Genomic DNA, 17,227 nt, shown 5'->3' on the forward strand with positions numbered 1-17,227 from the left:
TACCGGATGGCGGATCGGATTGCATCTGACGGCTCCGCCGGCTCGTGCCCAGCGTGCCGCCAGCCGCACATTGAGTGCCGGGTGTGCGGCCCGCCGCATACTCGCGGGAGGGGTCAGCCCTCCAGGTCGCCCTCGGTTTCCAGTAGCGCCCGGCGCAGCCCGTCGAGGGTTTCCGGCTGCGGCTGCGCCCACATGCCGCGCCCGGCCGCCTCCAGCAGCCGTTCGGCCATGCCGTGTAGCGCCCAGGGATTCGACTCGGCCATGAACTTCCGGTTCTCCGGGTCCAAAACGTAACGCTCGGTGAGCTGTTCGTACATCCAGTCGGCCATCACCTGAGCGGTCGCGTCGTAGCCGAACAGGTAGTCCACGGTCGCCGCCATCTCGAACGCGCCCTTGTATCCGTGGCGGCGCATCGCCGCCATCCAGCGCGGATTGATCACCCGGGCCCGGAACACGCGCGTGGTCTCCTCCGACAGGGTGCGGGTGCGGATCGCGTCGGGCCGGGTGTTGTCGCCGATGTAGGCCGCGGGCGCTTGGCCGGTCAGCGCCCGCACGGTCGCCACCATGCCGCCGTGGTACTGGAAGTAGTCGTCGGAGTCGGCGATGTCATGTTCCCGGGTGTCGGTGTTCTTGGCGGCCACTGCAATACGCCGATATTGCCGGTTCATGTCGTCGACTGCCTCGCGGCCGTCCAGGTCGCGCCCGTAGGCGAACCCGCCCCAGGCGGTGTAGACCGCGGCGAGGTCGGCGTCGTCACGCCAGTTGCGGCTGTCGATGAGCTGCAGCAGCCCGGCGCCGTAGGTGCCCGGCTTCGATCCGAAAATCCTTGTGGTCGAGCGGCGTTGATCGCCGTGCTGAGCCAGATCTGCCTCGGCGTGGGCCCGCACGAAGTTGTCGTCGGCCGGTTCGTCGAGCCCGGCGACCAGCCGCACGGCGTCGTCGAGCATCGTCACCACGTGCGGGAAGGCGTCCCGGAAGAAGCCGGAGATCCGAACCGTCACGTCGATGCGGGGGCGCCCGAGCTCGGTCAGGGGAATCGGGGCGAGGTCGACGACACGGCGTGACGCGTCATCCCACACGGGCCGAACGCCCAGCAGGGCAAGCACTTCGGCGATGTCGTCGCCGGCCGTGCGCATCGCCGAGGTCCCCCAGACCGACAGTCCCACCGATCGCGGCCACCGGCCGTGGTCGTCGCGGTAGCGGGCGAGCAGCGAATCCGCCAGCGCCACACCGGCTTCCCAGGCCAGTCGGGAGGGCACGGCCTTGGGGTCGACGGAGTAAAAGTTGCGCCCGGTGGGCAGCACGTTGACCAGGCCACGTAGCGGGGAGCCCGAGGGGCCGGCCGGGATGAATCGTCCGTCCAGGGCGCGCAGCACCTGCTCGATTTCGGCGGAGCTGCCGGCCAGCCGGGGCACCACTTCGGTGGCGGCGAACCGGAGGACCCGTGCCACCTCTGGGTTGTCGCTGAGCCGTTCGGCCGCATCGGGATCCCAGCCGGAGGCCTGCAGCGCCGCGACCAACTCCCGCGCCACCGTCTCGGTCGCGTCCACCCTGGTTCGTTCGTCGGTGCCGTCCTCGGCCAGACCCAACGCCTGGCGCAGGCCGGGAATGGCGTGCTCGCCGCCGAAGAGCTGACGGGCACGCAGGATCGCCAGCACGAGGTCCAGTTCGGGCTCCCCCGTGGGCTTTTGGCCCAGGATGTGCAGGCCGTCGCGGATCTGGACATCCTTGATCTCGCACAGCCAGCCGTCGACGTGCAACAGCATGTCGTCGAACGAGTCCTCGGCGGGACGTTCGGTGAGCCCGAGATCGTGGTCCATCTTCGCGGCCCGGATGAGGGTCCAGATCTGCTGGCGGATCGCGGGCAGCTTGCCGGGATCCAGCGCGGCGACGTTGGCGTGCTCGTCAAGCAGCTGTTCCAAACGGGCTATGTCGCCGTAGGTTTCGGCGCGCGCCATCGGCGGGATGAGGTGGTCGATGAGCACCGCGTGCGCGCGCCGCTTGGCCTGGGTGCCCTCGCCGGGGTCATTGACCAGGAAGGGGTAGATCAGCGGCAGGTTGCCCAGCGCGGCATCGGGCGCGCAGCCCGCCGACATGCCCAGGGTTTTGCCCGGCAGCCATTCCAGGTTGCCGTGTTTGCCCAGATGCACCACGGCGTGCGCCCCGAACCCGGTGTCCAGCCAGCGGTAGGCGGCCAGGTAGTGGTGGCTGGGCGGCAGGTCGGGATCGTGGTAGATGGCGACCGGGTTCTCGCCGAAGCCGCGGGGCGGCTGCACCATCAGCACCACGTTGTCCGATTGGATTGCGGCGATGACGATTTCACCGTCGGGATCGTTACTGCGGTCGACGAACAGCTCCCCCGGTGGCGGTCCCCAATGCTGGACGACGGCGTCGGTGAATTCGGCGGGCAGGGTCGCGAACCAGGCGCGGTAGTCCGTGGCGGACACGCGGATCGGGTTGCCGGCCAATTGGCCTTCGGTGAGCCAGTCGGGGTCTTGGCCGCCGCGTTCGATCAGCGCGTGAATCAGGGCGTCGCCGTCGTTCGCCTCGACGCCGGGCAGGTCACCGACGTGGTACCCGCGGTCGCGCATCGCCCGCAGCAGCGCGACGGCGCTCGCGGGCGTGTCCAGGCCCACCGCGTTGCCGATGCGGGCGTGCTTGGTGGGGTAGGCCGAGAACACCAGGGCGACCCGTTTGTGGGGCGGGGCGACGTGGCGCAGCTGCGCGTGCCGCACCGCCAGCCCGGCGACCCGGGCGCAGCGTTCCGCGTCCGCGACATAGGAGATCAGGCCGTCCTCGTCGATCTCTTTGAAGGAGAACGGGACCGTGATGATGCGGCCGTCGAACTCGGGTACGGCCACCTGACTGGCCACGTCGAGCGGGCTCAGGCCGTCGTCGTTTTCGCACCACTGGGCGCGCGGGCTGGTCAGGCACAGCCCCTGCAGGATCGGAATATCCAGCGCGGCAAGGTGTTCGACGTTCCAGCTGTCGTCATCGCCGCCCGCGGACGCGGTGGCCGGTTTGAGTCCCCCGGCGGCCAGGACGGTCACGACCATCGCGTCGGCGGCGCTGAGCCGTTGCAGCAGTTCGGGTTCGGCGGTGCGCAGCGATGCGCAGTAGACGGGCAGCGGCCGTGCGCCGGCGTCCTCGATGGCCCCACATAGCGATTCGACGTAGCCGGTGTTGCCGGCCAGGTGCTGAGCGCGGTAGTACAGCACGGCGATCGTCGGCCCATCGACATCCTTGGCATTCGGCCGCGCCAGCTCGCCCCACGTCGGCGTCACGACCGGCGGGGTGAACCCGAACCCGGTCATCAGCACGGTGTCCGAGAGGAAGGCGTGCAGCTGGCGCAGGTTGTCCACGCCGCCGTGGGCCAGGTAGATGTGCGCCTGGACCGCGATGCCGGCCGCCAGCGTGGACAAGCCGGTCAGCTCGGCGTCGGCGGCCTGCTCGCCGCTGACCAGCACCGTGGGCACGCCGCTGGCGATCACCGTGTCGATCCCGCCCTGCCAGGCCCGGTAGCCGCCGAGGATCCGGACCACCACGATGGCGACGCCGGCCAGCAGGTCGGGCAGGTCGTCCTCCGAGAGCCGCGAGGGGTTGGCCCACCGGTAGTTTTTCCCGCTGGAACGGGCGCTGATCAGGTCCGTGTCGGATGTCGACAGCAGCAGGATGGTCGGTTCAGCCACCCGTCATTCGTACCGCAGCGGCTTCGGACGGCCGAATCGGCACGTAGGGTCCCTCTATGAGCAGAGGATTCGTCGTCACTTTCGCGGTTGGGCTGATCGTCGCGTTGTTCGGGGTGATCTGGGCACTGCAAGGGTTCGGGGTGCTTGGCGGCAGCCCGATGAGCAACACCACCACCTGGTCCGTCATCGGGCCGATCACAGCGCTCGTCGGCATAGTGATCGCGGTGATCAGTTGGCGGAAGCTCTCGTCGAAATAGGTTGCTACGCCGGCACGACGGCGAAGTTCACCGTGTGCCAGCCGGTGGCGCCGTCGGGGACGGGATTGGCGCGCTCTTCGGTCTGGACGGCACCGGTGTTGTCGATGGCTCTCACGGTGATGGTTTCCCGCCCGGGGCTTTTCGCCTGCCACGGGAAGCGCCACAATCGCCATGTCTCATTGGAATAACTCGCGCCCAGTTCGGCCGGTTGCCAACCGCCGTCGCCGATGCGGACTTCGACCGCCCGCACGCCACGATTTTGTGCCCACGCAACGCCGCCGAACACCACCGGCCCCACCGGCACCGTCTGGCCGCCCCTGGGCACGTCGATGCGCGACTCCGTCTTGATGGGCGCTTGCGCCGCCCAGCCCTGCCGCGTCCAGTAGGCCTTGGCCCGATCGAACCGGGTCAGCTCCAAATCCACCACCCACTTGGTGGCCGAGACGTAGCCATAGAGTCCCGGCACCACCATGCGGGCCGGGTAGCCGTGCTCGGCCGGCAGCGGTTGACCGTTGAGGCCGACCGCCAGCAACGCGTCGCGGCCGTCCGTGACCGCCTGAACGGGGGTGCCGACGGTGAATCCCTCGATCGACGTTGAGAGCACCATGTCGGCATCGCGGTGTACACCGGCCGTCGCCAGCAGCTCCGCCAGCCGGTAGCCGGTCCAGATGCCCGTTGAAATGAGATCTCCACCAACGGGATTGGATACACATGTCAACGTGGTCACCGTCTCGACGATGTCGAAGCGGGCGAGGTCGTCGAAGCTCAAGGTGATCTCGCGGTCCACCATCCCATGGATCCGCAGGCGCCAGTCGCCGCGGCTGAGCTGGGGAACGCTGAGCGCGGTGTCAACCCGGTAGAAGTCAGCACTTGAAGTGATAAAGCTCGGCAACGCAACGCCTTTCGGCTGCACTTCGGCCGGTATCGGACGCGCCGGGGATCGTGGCCGGGGTAGGGCGAACGTCTTACGGTCGGCTTCCACCGAATGCGCCAGCCGGGTACCGAACGCCCCCGCTACCCCACTGACGACGCCCAGTCCGAGCAACCCGTACATGACCAGCCTGCGCCGGCTTGGATGTGCCACCTCCTGGTCGTCTGCGTCGTCGTCCGGCTCAGCCGAGAACCGCCGGGTGAGCACCCGCAGCACCCCTACGCCACACGCGGCACCGACGATGGTGGGGAGGGTGTCGAGCGCCGTCCCGCCTGGCCGCGACAGCACGGCGATGCAGCCGAGGACGCCCGCCGCGGCGATCACCACGCTGCCGAACGGGCGGCGCCGCGTCTCGAGGGTCCCGGCGATCGCCGCGATCGTCGCGATCACCACGAGCACGACGACGGCCAGGAAGGGTTTGTCCAGCGGGCCAAGCGTTTGGATGGCCCACTCTTTGAGGGGGCCCGGCGTCAGGTCGACGACCGCAGAACCCACGGCGGCGCGGGGTTCGGCTCGCGCACCGAACGGGATGCTGGCCAGTTGGATGACACCGAGCGCGACGGAGGCAGCGGCGACCCCGGCGATCATCCGGTCATTCGACGAAGCCGCGGCCACCGACGTCACTTTACTCGCGCTTCCGCACCACCCGGAAAACTCTTGCGGCACAGCGCTGGTGGCGTCGACGGGGGGCGTCTGAGCCTCGCGGACGGGTGATTCGCGTCGGTCAGTGACCGATCAGGGCCGCAATCCGCGTGGCGACCTCCCCGGCGACGCGCAGCGCCTCCTCGCTCGTGCCGGGCTCGTAGCGATCCGCCACCGGGTCGTAGTCGGCGCCGGCGATCGAACCATGGTCGGCGTCGAGCTCCACCAACTCGACCGGCCAGCCGACGCGGCGCAGGGCGGCGGCGAACTCCCGGCTGGCACTCACGGGGACGGCGTCGTCGGCCAGCCCGTGCAGCAGCGTGAACGGCGTGCCGGCGCGGCCATCCGATAGCGCCTCGGTCGGCGCCTGACCGGAGAGCGGATCGGGCACCATGAACGCGCCGGCCAGGCACACGGTGTGGACGAGGGTGACGTCGAACCGCGCCGCGTTGAGCGTCAGACCCGCCGCGGCGCAACCGCCCATGGACCACCCGACGAGCACGATGCCGTTGCCGGGGCCCGCGAAGTCGCGGGTGAATTCGAGCGATCCCAACAGATCCGCCCGGCCACCGTCGTCGGCATGGGAATTCCAGTCCGGCGCCACGACGGCCGCGCCGCGGTCGCTGAGCATGCCGGCCAGGGATCCGAAGGCCGCGCGGGCATCGGTCTGCATGCCGTGCCACAGCAGGACGGTGGGACGTCGGGAGTCGCCGAAGACGTCGGCTAAGCGTCCGGGGGCGTATTCCACCGTGTCCACGGCCACGAGTGTGCCCCGGGGGCCGTGATCCCAAACGGCGAGCCGGGCGATGCCGTTGCGGTGGAGTTCGATTCGACGTCGCAAGGATCGGCCGGTTCTCGGTTCACGATTGCACACCTAGTCGATCCAGCAACTCGGCGCGATGCCGCTCGGTATGGGCACCGGGATGACCGGGTGTGCGGCGCGGCTCGTCGATCGTCACCGTGTGGATGATGCGCCCCTCCTCGAGCACCAGCACGCGGTCGGCCAACGCCACCGCCTCGTCGACGTCATGGGTGATCAGCAACACCCCGAACCCGTGCCGGCGCCACAGATCCAGCAACAAGGCGTGCATCGTCAACCGGGTCAACGCGTCCAGCGCCCCGAACGGCTCGTCGAGCAGCAGCAGCCGCGGCTCGGCGACCAACGCCCGCGCGAGCGAAACCCGTTGCGCCTGCCCGCCGGACAGGGTCAACGGCCAGGACCCGGCGTGGTCGGTCAGCCCGACGTCGGCCAGCGCACGCTCGGCGCGCTGTCGCACCTGCGGCCGCGGGAGGCGGCTGCGGGTGAGGCCGTAGCCGACGTTGGTGCGCACGTCGCGCCACGGAAAGAGCCGCGGCTCCTGGAAGGCCAGGGCCGGGGCGCCGGCCACCACGCGCTCGCCGCTGTGGTCACGCGAGAGCCCGGCCAGCACCCGCAGCACCGTCGACTTGCCGGAGCCGCTGCGCCCGACCAGCGCGACGATCTCGCCGCCGCGCACCCGCACCGAAACGTCTTTGAGGACATGGCGATTCCCGTACCACTTGTCGACGTGGCGCAGCTCCCCCGCGACCTCGGTCCGCACCCGCGGGTGGGCGTCGGATTCTGCGATGACTGTCAACCGTGAACCTTTCAGTGTCGGTAGCGCAGGGCGCGGCGCTCGATGAGGCGGACGATCGCGTCGGTGACGATGCCCAGCAGCGCATAGATGGTCAGTCCGAAGATGATGATGTCGATCCGCAGAAAATCTCGGGCGTTGTTGATCAGGAAGCCAATTCCCTTGTCGGCGTTGATCTGCTCGGCGACGATCAAGGTCAGCCACGCGATCGCCAGCGACTGCCGAAAGCCGACGAGCACTTGCGGCGCTGTGCTGGGGACGAGAATGCGGGTGAACCGCTGCGCGAACGAAAAGCCCAGCACCTGAGCGGTTTCTACCATTTTGGGATCGACCTGGCGGATCGCCGAGAAGGTGTTCAGGTAGAGCGGGAAGACCACCCCCAGCGCCACCAGCAGGACCTTGGGCAGCTCGCCGATCCCGAACCACAGGATGAACAGGGGGATCAGGCCCAGGTGCGGCAGCGCGCGGATCATCTGCATGGGCGGGTCCACCGTGGCTTCGAGCCAACGGGACAGTCCGACTGCCGCGCCTGCGCCGACCCCGATCACCCCACCCAGGACCAACCCCTCGACAACCCGGACGGAGGAGACCTGCAGCGCGGCGGCGAGCTGGCCGTCACGGATCAACTCGACTCCGGCCTCGACGATCAGCGACGGCGCGGGCAGCACATCTTGCGGGATGACACCGACCGCGCTGCCCAGCTGCCACAGGGCCAGCAACGCCAGCGGGGAAGCGATGCGCACGATTTCCCATTTGCGGCGCGCCCATAACCCGCCAGGTGCGCCGGTTTGGGCGCTCCTGGGCTGTTTCGGCGCAGCGTCGAGCGCGGTGGCAATGCTCACCGTGCCGACGGTAGGGCGCGACCGTTGCCGTGGGTAAGGGTTTACGTCTGCCTGAAGCCAATGTCGGCCGCCGTGTTCAGCCGGTGGCCGTACCGTGGACGGGTGGCCAGGACGCGTGACACCGACGCTTGCCCGGGTGCGCTGCAGGTGCACCAGGCCGCCGACGGCGCTTTGGCCCGGGTGCGGTTACCCGGGGGCATGCTCACGGCCGCGCAGCTGGCGGCGTTGAGCGCCGCCGCCACGCAGTCAGGGTCGGGAACGCTCGAACTCACCGCGCGGGGCAACGTGCAGTTGCGCGGGCTGACCGACGTCACCGCGGTGGCCGAGACGCTGGCGGCCGCAGGCCTGTTGCCGTCGACGACGCATGAGCGCGTCCGCAACATCGTCGCGTCGCCGCTGTCGGGGCGGGCCGGGGGCGACGTCGACGTGCGCGGCTGGGTCGGCGACCTGGACGCCGCGATCTGCGCGGCGCCACGCCTCGCGGACCTGGGCGGCCGATTCTGGTTCAGCCTCGACGACGGGCGGGCCGACGTGTCCGGTCTGCGCGCCGACATCGGCGTGCACGCGTCGCCCGACGGTTGCGCGCTGCTGCTCGCCGGACGTGACACCGGCGTGCGGCTGGCCGCCGGCGAGGTGGTGGAGACGCTCGTCGCTCTCGCGACGCGCTTCGTCGAGATCCGCGAAACCGCCTGGCGCGTCCAGGAATTGGATGACCTCCGTCGGCTAGTACCCGACGCCGAGCCGGGTGGGACACCTTTTCCCGTCGTCACCAAGGCGCCGGTGGGCTGGATTGGTCAGGATGACGGTGGGGTGACGCTGGGGGCCGCGGTGCCGCTGGGTGTCCTGCCCGCGCGGGTCGCGGAGTACCTGGCCGCGATCGAGGCGCCGCTGGTGATCACCCCGTGGCGCTCGGTGCTGGTGTGCGATCTGCAGGAATCCGTCGCCGACACCGCGCTGCGCGTGCTGGCCCCGTTGGGGCTGGTGTTCGACGAGAACTCCCCCTGGCTGACCGTGAGCGCCTGCACGGGCAGCCCCGGGTGTGCGCACTCGGCCGCCGACGTGCGGGCCGACGCCGCCCAGGCGTTGGACGCCGACGTCGCGCAGCACCGGCACTTCGTGGGCTGCGAGCGCGCCTGCGGCAGCCCGCCGGCCGGTCAGGTGCTGGTCGCCACCGGCGACGGATACCGGATGCTGCGAACCTGACAAGCCTTAGGGTGAGCGGGTGCTCGACTACATCCGCGATGCCGCGGAGATCTATCGCCAGTCGTTCGCGACCATTCGCGCCGAGGCCGACCTGGCCCGATTCCCCGCCGACGTGGCCCGCGTCGTCGTCCGGTTGATCCACACGTGTGGCCAGGTCGACGTCGCCGAGCACGTCGCGTTCACCGACGACGTCGTCGAGCGCGTCGGCGCGGCCCTGCGCGGCGGCGCCCCGGTGTTGTGCGACTCGTCGATGGTGGCCGCGGGGATCACCACCGCACGGCTGCCCGCCGGCAACGAGGTTGTGTCGCTGGTGGCCGACCCGCGGGCGGCCGAGCTGGCCGCGCGCCGGCAGACCACCCGTTCGGCGGCCGGGGTCGAGCTGTGGGCCGACCGGCTCGACGGCGCCGTGCTGGCCATCGGCAACGCACCGACGGCCCTGTTCCGACTGCTCGAGCTGATCGACGAGGGGCTTGCGCCGCCGGCCGGGGTGTTGGGTGGGCCGGTGGGATTCGTCGGGTCGGCGCAGTCCAAGCAGGAGCTCGTCGACCGTCCGCGCGGAATGTCGTATCTGGTGGTGCAGGGCCGCCGGGGCGGCAGCGCCATGGCCGCCGCGGCCGTCAACGCGATCGCGAGCGACGCCGAATGACCGCCCGGGGGACGCTGTGGGGCGTCGGGCTGGGGCCTGGCGACCCGGAACTGGTGACCGTCAAGGCCGCGCGGGTGATCGGCGAGGCCGACGTGGTCGCCTATCACAGCGCCCGGCACGGCCGCAGCATCGCGCGCGGCATCGCCGAACGGTACCTGCGGCCCGGCCAGATCGAGGAGCACCTGGTCTACCCGGTGACGACCGAGGTGACCGACCACCCGGGCGGCTATGCCGGCGCGCTCGAGGACTTCTACGCCGAGGCCACCGAACGCATCGCCGCCCACCTGGACGCCGGGCGCAACGTGGCCCTGCTGGCCGAGGGCGACCCGCTGTTCTACAGCTCCTACATGCATCTGCACACGCGGCTGACCGAGCGATTCGACGCGGTCATCGTTCCGGGCGTGACGTCGGTGAGCGCCGCGTCGGCGGCCATCGCCACGCCGCTGGTGGCCGGCGACGAGGTGCTGTCGGTGCTGCCGGGCACGTTGCCGGTCGCCGAACTGACCCGCCGGCTCGCCGACTCCGACGCCGCCGTGGTCCTCAAGTTGGGGCGCTCGTACCACGCTGTGCGGGAAGCGCTTTCGGCGTCAGGGCAGCTTGACGACACGTTCTACGTCGAACGCGCCAGCAGCGCCGGTCAGCGCATCCTGCCCGCCGCGGAGGTCGACGAGACCAGCGTGCCGTACTTCTCGCTGGCCATGCTGCCGGGCGGCCGCCGGCTGCACCGGCGCGCCCCCGAGGGGCAGGCGACGGGCAGCGTCGCGGTGGTGGGCCTGGGCCCCGGCGATGCGGACTGGATGACGCCGCAGAGCCGGCGGGAGCTGGCCGCGGCGACCGACCTGATCGGCTACGGCGGTTACCTGGATCGCGTCCCGGTGCACGAGGGCCAGCAGCGGCACCCCAGCGACAATCGTGACGAGCCCGAGCGCGCGCGGCTGGCCTGCGCGCTGGCCGAGCAGGGCCGGGCCGTGGCGGTGGTGTCGTCGGGCGACCCCGGTGTCTTCGCGATGGCGACCGCGGTGCTGGAAGAGGCCAAACAATGGCCGGGCGTGCAGATCCGGGTGATCCCGGCGATGACCGCGGCCCAGGCGGTGGCCAGCCGGGTCGGCGCGCCCCTGGGCCACGACTACGCGGTGATCTCGCTGTCCGATCGGCTCAAGCCGTGGGAAGTGATCTCCGCGCGACTTGAGGCCGCCGCGGCCGCCGACCTGGTGCTGGCGATCTACAACCCGGCGTCGAAGACGCGGACCTGGCAGGTCGGGGCGATGCGTGACATTCTGCTGGCCCACCGCGAGCCAGGCACGCCGGTGGTGATCGGCCGCAACGTGTCGGGCGACGACGAAGACGTCCGCGTCGTCCGGCTGGCCGATCTCAACCCGGCCGAGATCGACATGCGCTGCCTGCTGATCGTCGGGTCATCGCAAACGCAGTGGTACTCAGCCGATTCCACCGAGGACCGGGTCTTCACTCCCCGGCGCTATCAGCCGTAGGGCTCAGTCTGATTGCCCTACTCCTCCGCACCCCGCTACGCGGGGGATGCATCGTCGTAGAGCTAGTCGCGGTCCCAGGTGCTCGGCATCATCGGCACGCTGGGGCCGTCGCTGAACCCGTCGCGGGTCAGCGTCGCCAATCCGGCGGCCCGGGCCGCGTCGGATTTGGCTGCGGCACCGGCGAATCCGAGCGGCCCCGCACTGTCCTCGGAGGGCCGTGCGGCGAATGGGTCCCCGCTATCGACGCCCGGATCCAAATCCTGGTCCAGGTCCATGAACTCGTAGCGGTAGGCGCGCTCGGTGGCGGTTCCGCCGCGGCGCCGGCGGGCCCGGGCCTTCTTTTTGGCCGCGGCGGCCGCGGCCGCGCCGGCGGGGGCGTCGAGGTCGTCCGAGGACGGCTCCTCCGACTTGCGCCGTGACCGGCTGCTCGCGCTGCCGCGCGCCGACAGTCCCGACAACCCCACCGCATACAGGGCGTTGGAGAGGCCCGCGCCGATTCCGTCGGTCGCCGTCGGACCGAAGCCCACCCCGGGTCCGCCACCGACCGGTCCGCCACCGGCCGACCCGGCAACCGTCGTCGCGGGCGCGGCGGACGGTGCCGACACGTGGCTGACACTGGCGGGCGCGGTGGCAATCGTCGGCGCCGGAGCAACCACCGGTGCGGGCGCCGCCGCGACGGCCGGCAGGGACGGGGCAGACGCGAGCGGGATCCCGACGCTGATCGCGGTGACCGCCGCAGCCGCCCCACCGGCCGCGGCCGCGCCGATGGCGGCAACGACGACCGGCGCCAGCACCACGGCCATCTGGATCGCCAGCTGGATGAACGGCCAGAAGATCATCAAGGTGTGGAAGATGGCCCAACCCAGCGCCGTCGACAGCGCCGGGGACAGTCCCAGCTGCCCGAAGAACGAGGCGAGACTGTTGACCCACGGCACCGGCGGGAACGGCCACCCACCGGGGTTGAGGTCCTTGGACACCGGCCACGCGAAATTCTGGGTGTACTGCTGCAGCCACTTGGTCAGCTGATCCATCCAGGACGGGTACTGCGTCGTGGTGGTGGCCTGCTGCTGGGCGCTCGAGGTGTCGGCGTTGTTGAGGTTGGAGCCGGAATCCGTCGCCGGCGCCACGGCGGCCGCTTGCATCGCCGCGGCGCCGGCGGTCCCGGCCTCGGCGCCCGGGACGACGATCGGCGGCGCGGGGGTGGTCGGCGGGACCGCGGCCAGCGCGGATTCGCTGACGGCTTGGTAGGTGGTCATCGTCGTCGCGGCCTGCACCCACATGCGCGCGTAATCAGCTTCGTTGACGGCGATCGGGATGGTGTTGATGCCGAAGAAGTTCGTGGCGACCAGCGCCCCGTGCACCGCGTGGTTTGCCGTGAGTTCGCCCATCGTGGGCATGGCGGCCAATGCGGCGGTGTAGGCGGTGGCCGCGGTCTCGTGCAGGCTGGCCGCGGTTGCGCTCTTGGCCGCGCTCTCCACCAGCCAGGCCTGGTAGGGGACGTGCGCGGCCACGTACTGGTCGGCGCTGGGCCCGTCCCACGCGCCGGCCTGCACGGCGCCCAGCAACCCGCTGAGCTCGGCCGCGGCGGTGGCGTAGTCGGTGCTCATCGACGACCATGCCGTCGCCGCGGCCAGCAGCGGGGCGGGGCCGGGGCCGCGGCTGAGCAAGGTCGAGTGCACTTCGGGCGGAAACGCGGCAAAGATCGGGGCGGTCATCGTCTGGGGCCTTCAGGCAAGAACACGAATACCTCTTCGGAATCTCGTGGATGGGCTGGCGATGCGTACGACCAGAGGTCGGTTGCGGCGGCGGTTTAGTTCCCCGCCATTTCGTTCGGGTGCCAAAAAGCCGGGCTTCTTTGCGCGCGAACGGTCGTGCTGCAACGATGCAGGGATGCGGTGTGACGTTGCGCGTGAAGCGCTGTCGGCTCGATTGGATGGCGAGCGACCCCAGGTGCTCGCGCAGCAGGTCGACGCCCACCTTGAATCGTGCCGCAGTTGCCGTTCCTGGCTTATCGGGGCGGCGGCGCAGACCCGTCGGTTCGCCTCGGTGGCGCCCGGCGAGGGACCCGACCTGGTCGACAAGATCATGGCCAGCATCGACGACCAAGCCTCCGGACACCCGAGGTGGATGCGCTGGTTGCGGTCGCACTACCGGCGCTGGGGTTTGATCGCGGTGGGCCTGTTCCAGGTGGCGATCGCCGCGGCCCAGATCAGTGGGGTCGATTTCGGCATGGTGTCCGGTCACATGCACGGCGCGATGTCGGGCGAGCACCTGATGCACGAGTCGACGGCGTGGTTGTTGGCGTTGGGCCTGGCGATGGTCGCCGCCGGCGTCTGGCCCGCCTCCGCGTCGGGGGTGGCGGCGATCACCGGCGTGTATTCCGTTGCGCTGCTTGGTTATGTGATCGTCGACGCCTTCGACGGACAGGTCACGGCCACCCGGATCGCCAGCCACATGCCGCTGTTGTTGGGCCTGGCATTCGCGTTGTTGGTGGCGCGCGAGCGCGTGGGCTCGCACCGGCGGCACGGCTCCGACGGCGCGGTCGACGCCGACCATCCCGCCTCGGCGGCCGACCCGTCGAGCGGTCGACGGCGCGGGCACCTGCGGCCGATCAACCACGCCGCCCCCGACCACGCCGCGCCCTCTACGACGACCCGTCGTAGGATCGGAAAACCCGCGCAACTAAGGTGGTTGAGCATGATCGCGCCGAGCGACGACGAGGCGGTAACCGAGCTCGCTTTGTCCGCCGCGCGCGGGAACGCGCGAGCGCTCGAGGCGTTCATCAAAGCCACCCAGCAAGACGTGTGGCGGTTCGTCGCCTACCTCTCCGATGCCGGCAATGCCGACGATCTGGCCCAAGAGACGTTCCTGCGCGCCATCGGCGCCATCGAGCGGTTCTCCGGACGCTCGAGCGCCCGGACGTGGCTGCTGTCCATCGCGCGCCGGGTCGTGGCCGATCACATCCGCCAGCTGCAGTCGCGGCCGCGTGCCGCGCTGGGCGCCGATCCCGAACACGTGGTGCGCGGCGACCGCAACGCCCGCGGGTTCGAAGACCTCGTTGAGGTTACGACGATGATCGCCGGCCTCAATCCCGAACAGCGGGAAGCGCTTTTGCTCACCCAGTTGCTCGGGCTGCCCTACGCCGACGCCGCCGCGGTGTGCGGTTGCCCGGTGGGCACCATCCGGTCGCGGGTCGCGCGCGCCCGCGATGCGCTGCTGGCCGACGGCGAGCGCAGCGACCTAACCGGCTAGCGCGCCAACCCATTCCGCGGCCTCGGCCACGGTGCCGACGGCGGTGACGCCCTCCGGTAGCGGCGGGCGCGCCACCATCACCACCGGCACCTTGAGCGCCGCGGCGGCATCCAGTTTGGCCCGCGTCATCTGCCCGCCGCTGTTCTTGGTGACCAGCGCGTCGATGCGGTGCTCGCGCAACAGCGCCACTTCCTCGTCGTAGCGGTACGGGCCACGCGAGAGCACCAGCCGGTGATGACGCGGCAGCGAGGCGTTGTCGGGTTCGGTGACCGCCCGGATCAAAAACCACGCGTCGCTGCCGGCGAAGGCGTGGACGCCGGAGCGACCGGTGGTGAGGAAGATGCGCGAATAGCCCTGCCGGGCAACCGTTTGCGCCGCATGCGTGTCCGACCCGACGACGAGTGCCTCGCCGGGATCCCAGGCCGGGCGCGCCAGGATCAGATGAGGTATCCGCAATTGGTCGCATGCGGTGGCGGCGTGCGCCGTCATGGTGGCCGCGAACGGGTGGGTGGCGTCGACGACGGCGTCGATGCCCTCGTCGTGCAGCCAGCGCCGCAGGCCGTCCACGCCGCCGAAGCCGCCGATGCGCACGGGGCCGACGGGCAGCGCCGGGTCCGGCACCCGGCCCGCCAGGGAGCTGATGACGTCGACGCGGGGGTGCAGGGTTTTCGCCAGCGCGCGCGCCTCGCCGGTGCCGCCGAGCAGCAGGACTCGCATCAATGCCTGCTCCCCCGGGCCCGCCCGGTCGAATACAGATAGCTGTCGGTGAATTCCCCCGCGGTCAGCGCGTCGCCGACGACGATGACCGCGGTCTTGGTGATGTCGGCCTCGTGCATCTGGGCGGCGATGTCGGCAAGCGTGCCGCGCAGCACCGTCTCCTGCGGCCAGCTCGCGAAAGCCACGGCGGCGACGGGTGTTTCGGGGCGGTAGCCGCCGTCGAGCAGTTGCGGAACGATGGCGTCGATCTGGGCTGCCGCCAGATGCAGGACCAGGGTGGCGCCGGATCGGGCGAGCGTCGCCAGGTCTTCGCCGGGCGGCATCGCGGTCGACAGGGTCGCCACCCGGGTCAGCGTCACCGTCTGCGCGACGCCGGGGACGGTGAGCTCGCGCTTCAGGGCGGCCGCAGCGGCGGCGAAAGCCGGTACGCCCGGCACGATTTCGTAGTCGATGCCCAGCGCGTCGAGCCGGCGGCACTGTTCGGCCAGCGCGCTGTACAGCGACGGGTCGCCGGAGTGCAGCCGCGCCACGTCGTGTCCTGCGGCATGCGCGTCACGTAGTTCGGCGATGATCTGTTCCAGCGTGAGCGGGCCCGTGTCAACGATTTTCGCGTCCTGAGGGCAGAGCGCCAGCAGGTCGTCGGGCATGATCGACCCGGCGTACAGGCACACGGGGCAGGTTCGGAGGAGCCGTTGACCGCGGACGGTGATCAGGTCGGCGGCGCCCGGCCCGGCGCCGATGAAATATACCGTCATTTGGTCATCACCCACTGGGTGACCGGGTAGTGCGGCTGCCAGCCCGTGAAGGAGCCCAGGGCCTTGCCGTGATAGTGCTGGAAGCGTCGCAGCTCACCGCCGAGGCGCGTATATGCCTGTGTGACAGCGGCTTCCGATTCGGTGGTGACCACGTTGGCGACAAGCCGCCCGCCGGCGGGCAGGTGGTCGAGGCAGGCGTCGAGCAGGCCGGGCTGGGTCAGGCCGCCGCCGATGAAGATCGCCGACGGCGGCGCGGCGCCGTCAAAGGCCTCGGGGGCGTCGCCGCGCACCTCGATGCCGACGCCGAAAGCCGCGGCATTGCGCTCGAGGTTGTGACGGCGTTGTTCGTCGCGTTCGAAGGCTATTGCGCCGCAACCCGGTCCGCTCAGGCACCACTCGACGCCGATGCTGCCCGAGGCCGCGCCGACGTCCCATAACCGCTCCCCCGGCCGCGGCGCCAGGGCGGCCAGCGTCACCGCGCGGATGCCCTGTTTGGTGATCTGGCCGTCGTGAGTGAATGCGTCGTCGGGTATTGGGGAGACGCGTTCGTCGGGCAGGTAGCGCACGGCGATCACGTTGAGGTCGTCGACGTGGCCGGGCGCGCCGCCGGCCCAGTCGCGGGCGGTGCCGTCGTGGCGGTGTTCGTCTGGGCCGCCGAGCCTTTCGAGCACGGTGAACTGCGAATCGCCGCGGCCGTGCGCGTTGAGCAGGGCGGCCAGTTCGGTGGGGGTGGATCTGCCTTGCGACAACACGATCGCCTGTCCGCCGCGGCGCACCGCGGTGTGCGGTTGCGCGGTGACGAGGCTGATCACCTCGGTGTCGTGGACGTTCCAGCCCATCCGCGCGCACGCCAGTGTCACCGAGGACACGTGCGGCAGCACACGTACCTTCTCGGGGCCGTGCAGGCGGATGAGCGTGCCGCCGATGCCGTGCAGCAGCGGGTCGCCGCTGGCCACCACGTGGATGTCGTCGTCCACCGGCAGCGCTTTCAGGGCGGGCAGCATCGGCGAGGGCCACTCCCGGCGGCGCGCGGGCACCGTGTCGTCGAGCAGGTCAAGTTGGCGCTGGGAGCCGTAAATAACTGTGGCCCTTCGTAATTCGGCTCGCGATGCTTCGGCGAGACCGGCCATGCCGTCGGCGCCGATACCGACGACGACGATCACGAGCGCGGCCCCTCATCGCCGCGGGCG

The 17,227-nt window shown here is 70.6% G+C and carries 14 protein-coding genes and 1 pseudogene; 6 read left to right on the forward strand and 9 right to left on the reverse strand.

Annotated features, from left to right (window positions below):
• Nucleotides 1–113 precede the first annotated feature (113 nt).
• Nucleotides 114–3,689 (reverse strand): cobaltochelatase subunit CobN, encoded by a 3,576-nt coding sequence (gene cobN, locus QGN31_RS14795; protein WP_014941855.1) that lies wholly within the window; start codon nucleotides 3,687–3,689, stop codon nucleotides 114–116.
• 56 nt (nucleotides 3,690–3,745) lie between these two features.
• On the opposite strand from cobN, the gene QGN31_RS14800 reads away from it, so the two are divergent.
• Complete coding sequence (locus QGN31_RS14800) at nucleotides 3,746–3,946, forward strand: hypothetical protein (protein WP_014941854.1); 201 nt, start codon at nucleotides 3,746–3,748, stop codon at nucleotides 3,944–3,946.
• A gap of 4 nt (nucleotides 3,947–3,950) precedes the next feature.
• Here the strand turns inward: QGN31_RS14800 and QGN31_RS14805 are convergent, their stop codons facing one another.
• The 4 genes from QGN31_RS14805 to QGN31_RS14820 form a co-directional block, all read right to left on the reverse strand.
• The gene (locus QGN31_RS14805) at nucleotides 3,951–5,501 is read right to left on the reverse strand and encodes a molybdopterin-dependent oxidoreductase (protein ID WP_014384620.1); all 1,551 of its coding nucleotides are present in this window, start codon (nucleotides 5,499–5,501) and stop codon (nucleotides 3,951–3,953) included.
• A 100-nt stretch (nucleotides 5,502–5,601) separates the two neighbouring features.
• Nucleotides 5,602–6,276 (reverse strand): alpha/beta hydrolase, encoded by a 675-nt coding sequence (locus QGN31_RS14810; protein ID WP_043955714.1) that lies wholly within the window; start codon nucleotides 6,274–6,276, stop codon nucleotides 5,602–5,604.
• Between the two features lie 103 nt (nucleotides 6,277–6,379).
• Nucleotides 6,380–7,135 (reverse strand): ABC transporter ATP-binding protein, encoded by a 756-nt coding sequence (locus QGN31_RS14815; protein ID WP_038536136.1) that lies wholly within the window; start codon nucleotides 7,133–7,135, stop codon nucleotides 6,380–6,382.
• Between the two features lie 11 nt (nucleotides 7,136–7,146).
• Nucleotides 7,147–7,974: an ABC transporter permease gene (locus QGN31_RS14820; protein WP_043954818.1), complete on the reverse strand. Its 828-nt coding sequence runs from the start codon at nucleotides 7,972–7,974 to the stop codon at nucleotides 7,147–7,149.
• Nucleotides 7,975–8,076: 102 nt separating this feature from the next.
• Between QGN31_RS14820 and cobG the strand changes: the two genes are divergently transcribed.
• From cobG to QGN31_RS14835, 3 genes are read left to right on the forward strand one after another with little or no spacing between them, the layout of a single operon-like run.
• Nucleotides 8,077–9,177, forward strand: coding sequence for a precorrin-3B synthase (gene cobG, locus QGN31_RS14825; RefSeq protein ID WP_014941850.1), 1,101 nt, complete (start codon nucleotides 8,077–8,079; stop codon nucleotides 9,175–9,177).
• Nucleotides 9,178–9,196: 19 nt separating this feature from the next.
• On the forward strand, nucleotides 9,197–9,823 hold the full coding sequence (locus QGN31_RS14830) for a precorrin-8X methylmutase (protein ID WP_014941849.1): 627 nt from the start codon (nucleotides 9,197–9,199) through the stop codon (nucleotides 9,821–9,823).
• Nucleotides 9,820–11,313: a precorrin-2 C(20)-methyltransferase gene (locus QGN31_RS14835; protein WP_014941848.1), complete on the forward strand. Its 1,494-nt coding sequence runs from the start codon at nucleotides 9,820–9,822 to the stop codon at nucleotides 11,311–11,313. The genes QGN31_RS14830 and QGN31_RS14835 overlap by 4 nt, the downstream gene beginning before the upstream one ends.
• A gap of 62 nt (nucleotides 11,314–11,375) precedes the next feature.
• On the opposite strand, the gene QGN31_RS14840 is transcribed toward QGN31_RS14835, so the two are convergent.
• On the reverse strand, nucleotides 11,376–13,028 hold the full coding sequence (locus tag QGN31_RS14840) for a PPE domain-containing protein (protein WP_201409419.1): 1,653 nt from the start codon (nucleotides 13,026–13,028) through the stop codon (nucleotides 11,376–11,378).
• A 175-nt stretch (nucleotides 13,029–13,203) separates the two neighbouring features.
• On the opposite strand from QGN31_RS14840, the pseudogene QGN31_RS14845 reads away from it, so the two are divergent.
• Together QGN31_RS14845 and sigC are read left to right on the forward strand one after the other, a co-directional pair.
• Nucleotides 13,204–13,848: pseudogene (locus QGN31_RS14845) on the forward strand (DUF2275 domain-containing protein); the annotation flags it as partial.
• A 162-nt stretch (nucleotides 13,849–14,010) separates the two neighbouring features.
• Nucleotides 14,011–14,565, forward strand: coding sequence for an RNA polymerase sigma factor SigC (gene sigC, locus QGN31_RS14850; protein WP_225324108.1), 555 nt, complete (start codon nucleotides 14,011–14,013; stop codon nucleotides 14,563–14,565).
• On the opposite strand, the gene QGN31_RS14855 is transcribed toward sigC, so the two are convergent.
• The 3 genes from QGN31_RS14855 to cbiE are packed head-to-tail and all read right to left on the reverse strand — an operon-like array spanning nucleotide 14,554 to nucleotide 17,200.
• Nucleotides 14,554–15,282, reverse strand: coding sequence for a cobalt-precorrin-6A reductase (locus QGN31_RS14855; protein WP_201409421.1), 729 nt, complete (start codon nucleotides 15,280–15,282; stop codon nucleotides 14,554–14,556). The genes sigC and QGN31_RS14855 overlap by 12 nt on opposite strands.
• The gene (cobM, locus tag QGN31_RS14860) at nucleotides 15,282–16,037 is read right to left on the reverse strand and encodes a precorrin-4 C(11)-methyltransferase (RefSeq protein WP_136245495.1); all 756 of its coding nucleotides are present in this window, start codon (nucleotides 16,035–16,037) and stop codon (nucleotides 15,282–15,284) included. The genes QGN31_RS14855 and cobM overlap by 1 nt, the downstream gene beginning before the upstream one ends.
• Nucleotides 16,034–17,200, reverse strand: a complete 1,167-nt coding sequence (gene cbiE / locus QGN31_RS14865; protein ID WP_201409422.1) for a precorrin-6y C5,15-methyltransferase (decarboxylating) subunit CbiE — start codon at nucleotides 17,198–17,200, stop codon at nucleotides 16,034–16,036. The genes cobM and cbiE overlap by 4 nt, the downstream gene beginning before the upstream one ends.
• Nucleotides 17,201–17,227: the final 27 nt, after the last annotated feature.

This window comes from Mycobacterium sp. 2-64 (assembly GCF_035918375.1).
In the GTDB taxonomy this organism is placed as follows: domain Bacteria; phylum Actinomycetota; class Actinomycetes; order Mycobacteriales; family Mycobacteriaceae; genus Mycobacterium; species Mycobacterium intracellulare.

Excerpts from the sequence above, each read along its gene's own strand:
- QGN31_RS14840 (WP_201409419.1), bottom strand. The coding sequence starts at position 13,028 with ATGACCGCCCCGATCTTTGCCGCGTTTCCGCCCGAAGTGCACTCGACC.
- cobM (WP_136245495.1), bottom strand. The coding sequence starts at position 16,037 with ATGACGGTATATTTCATCGGCGCCGGGCCGGGCGCCGCCGACCTGATC.
- QGN31_RS14835 (WP_014941848.1), top strand. The coding sequence starts at position 9,820 with ATGACCGCCCGGGGGACGCTGTGGGGCGTCGGGCTGGGGCCTGGCGAC.
- sigC (WP_225324108.1), top strand. The coding sequence starts at position 14,011 with ATGATCGCGCCGAGCGACGACGAGGCGGTAACCGAGCTCGCTTTGTCC.
- QGN31_RS14855 (WP_201409421.1), bottom strand. The coding sequence starts at position 15,282 with ATGCGAGTCCTGCTGCTCGGCGGCACCGGCGAGGCGCGCGCGCTGGCG.
- QGN31_RS14800 (WP_014941854.1), top strand. The coding sequence starts at position 3,746 with ATGAGCAGAGGATTCGTCGTCACTTTCGCGGTTGGGCTGATCGTCGCG.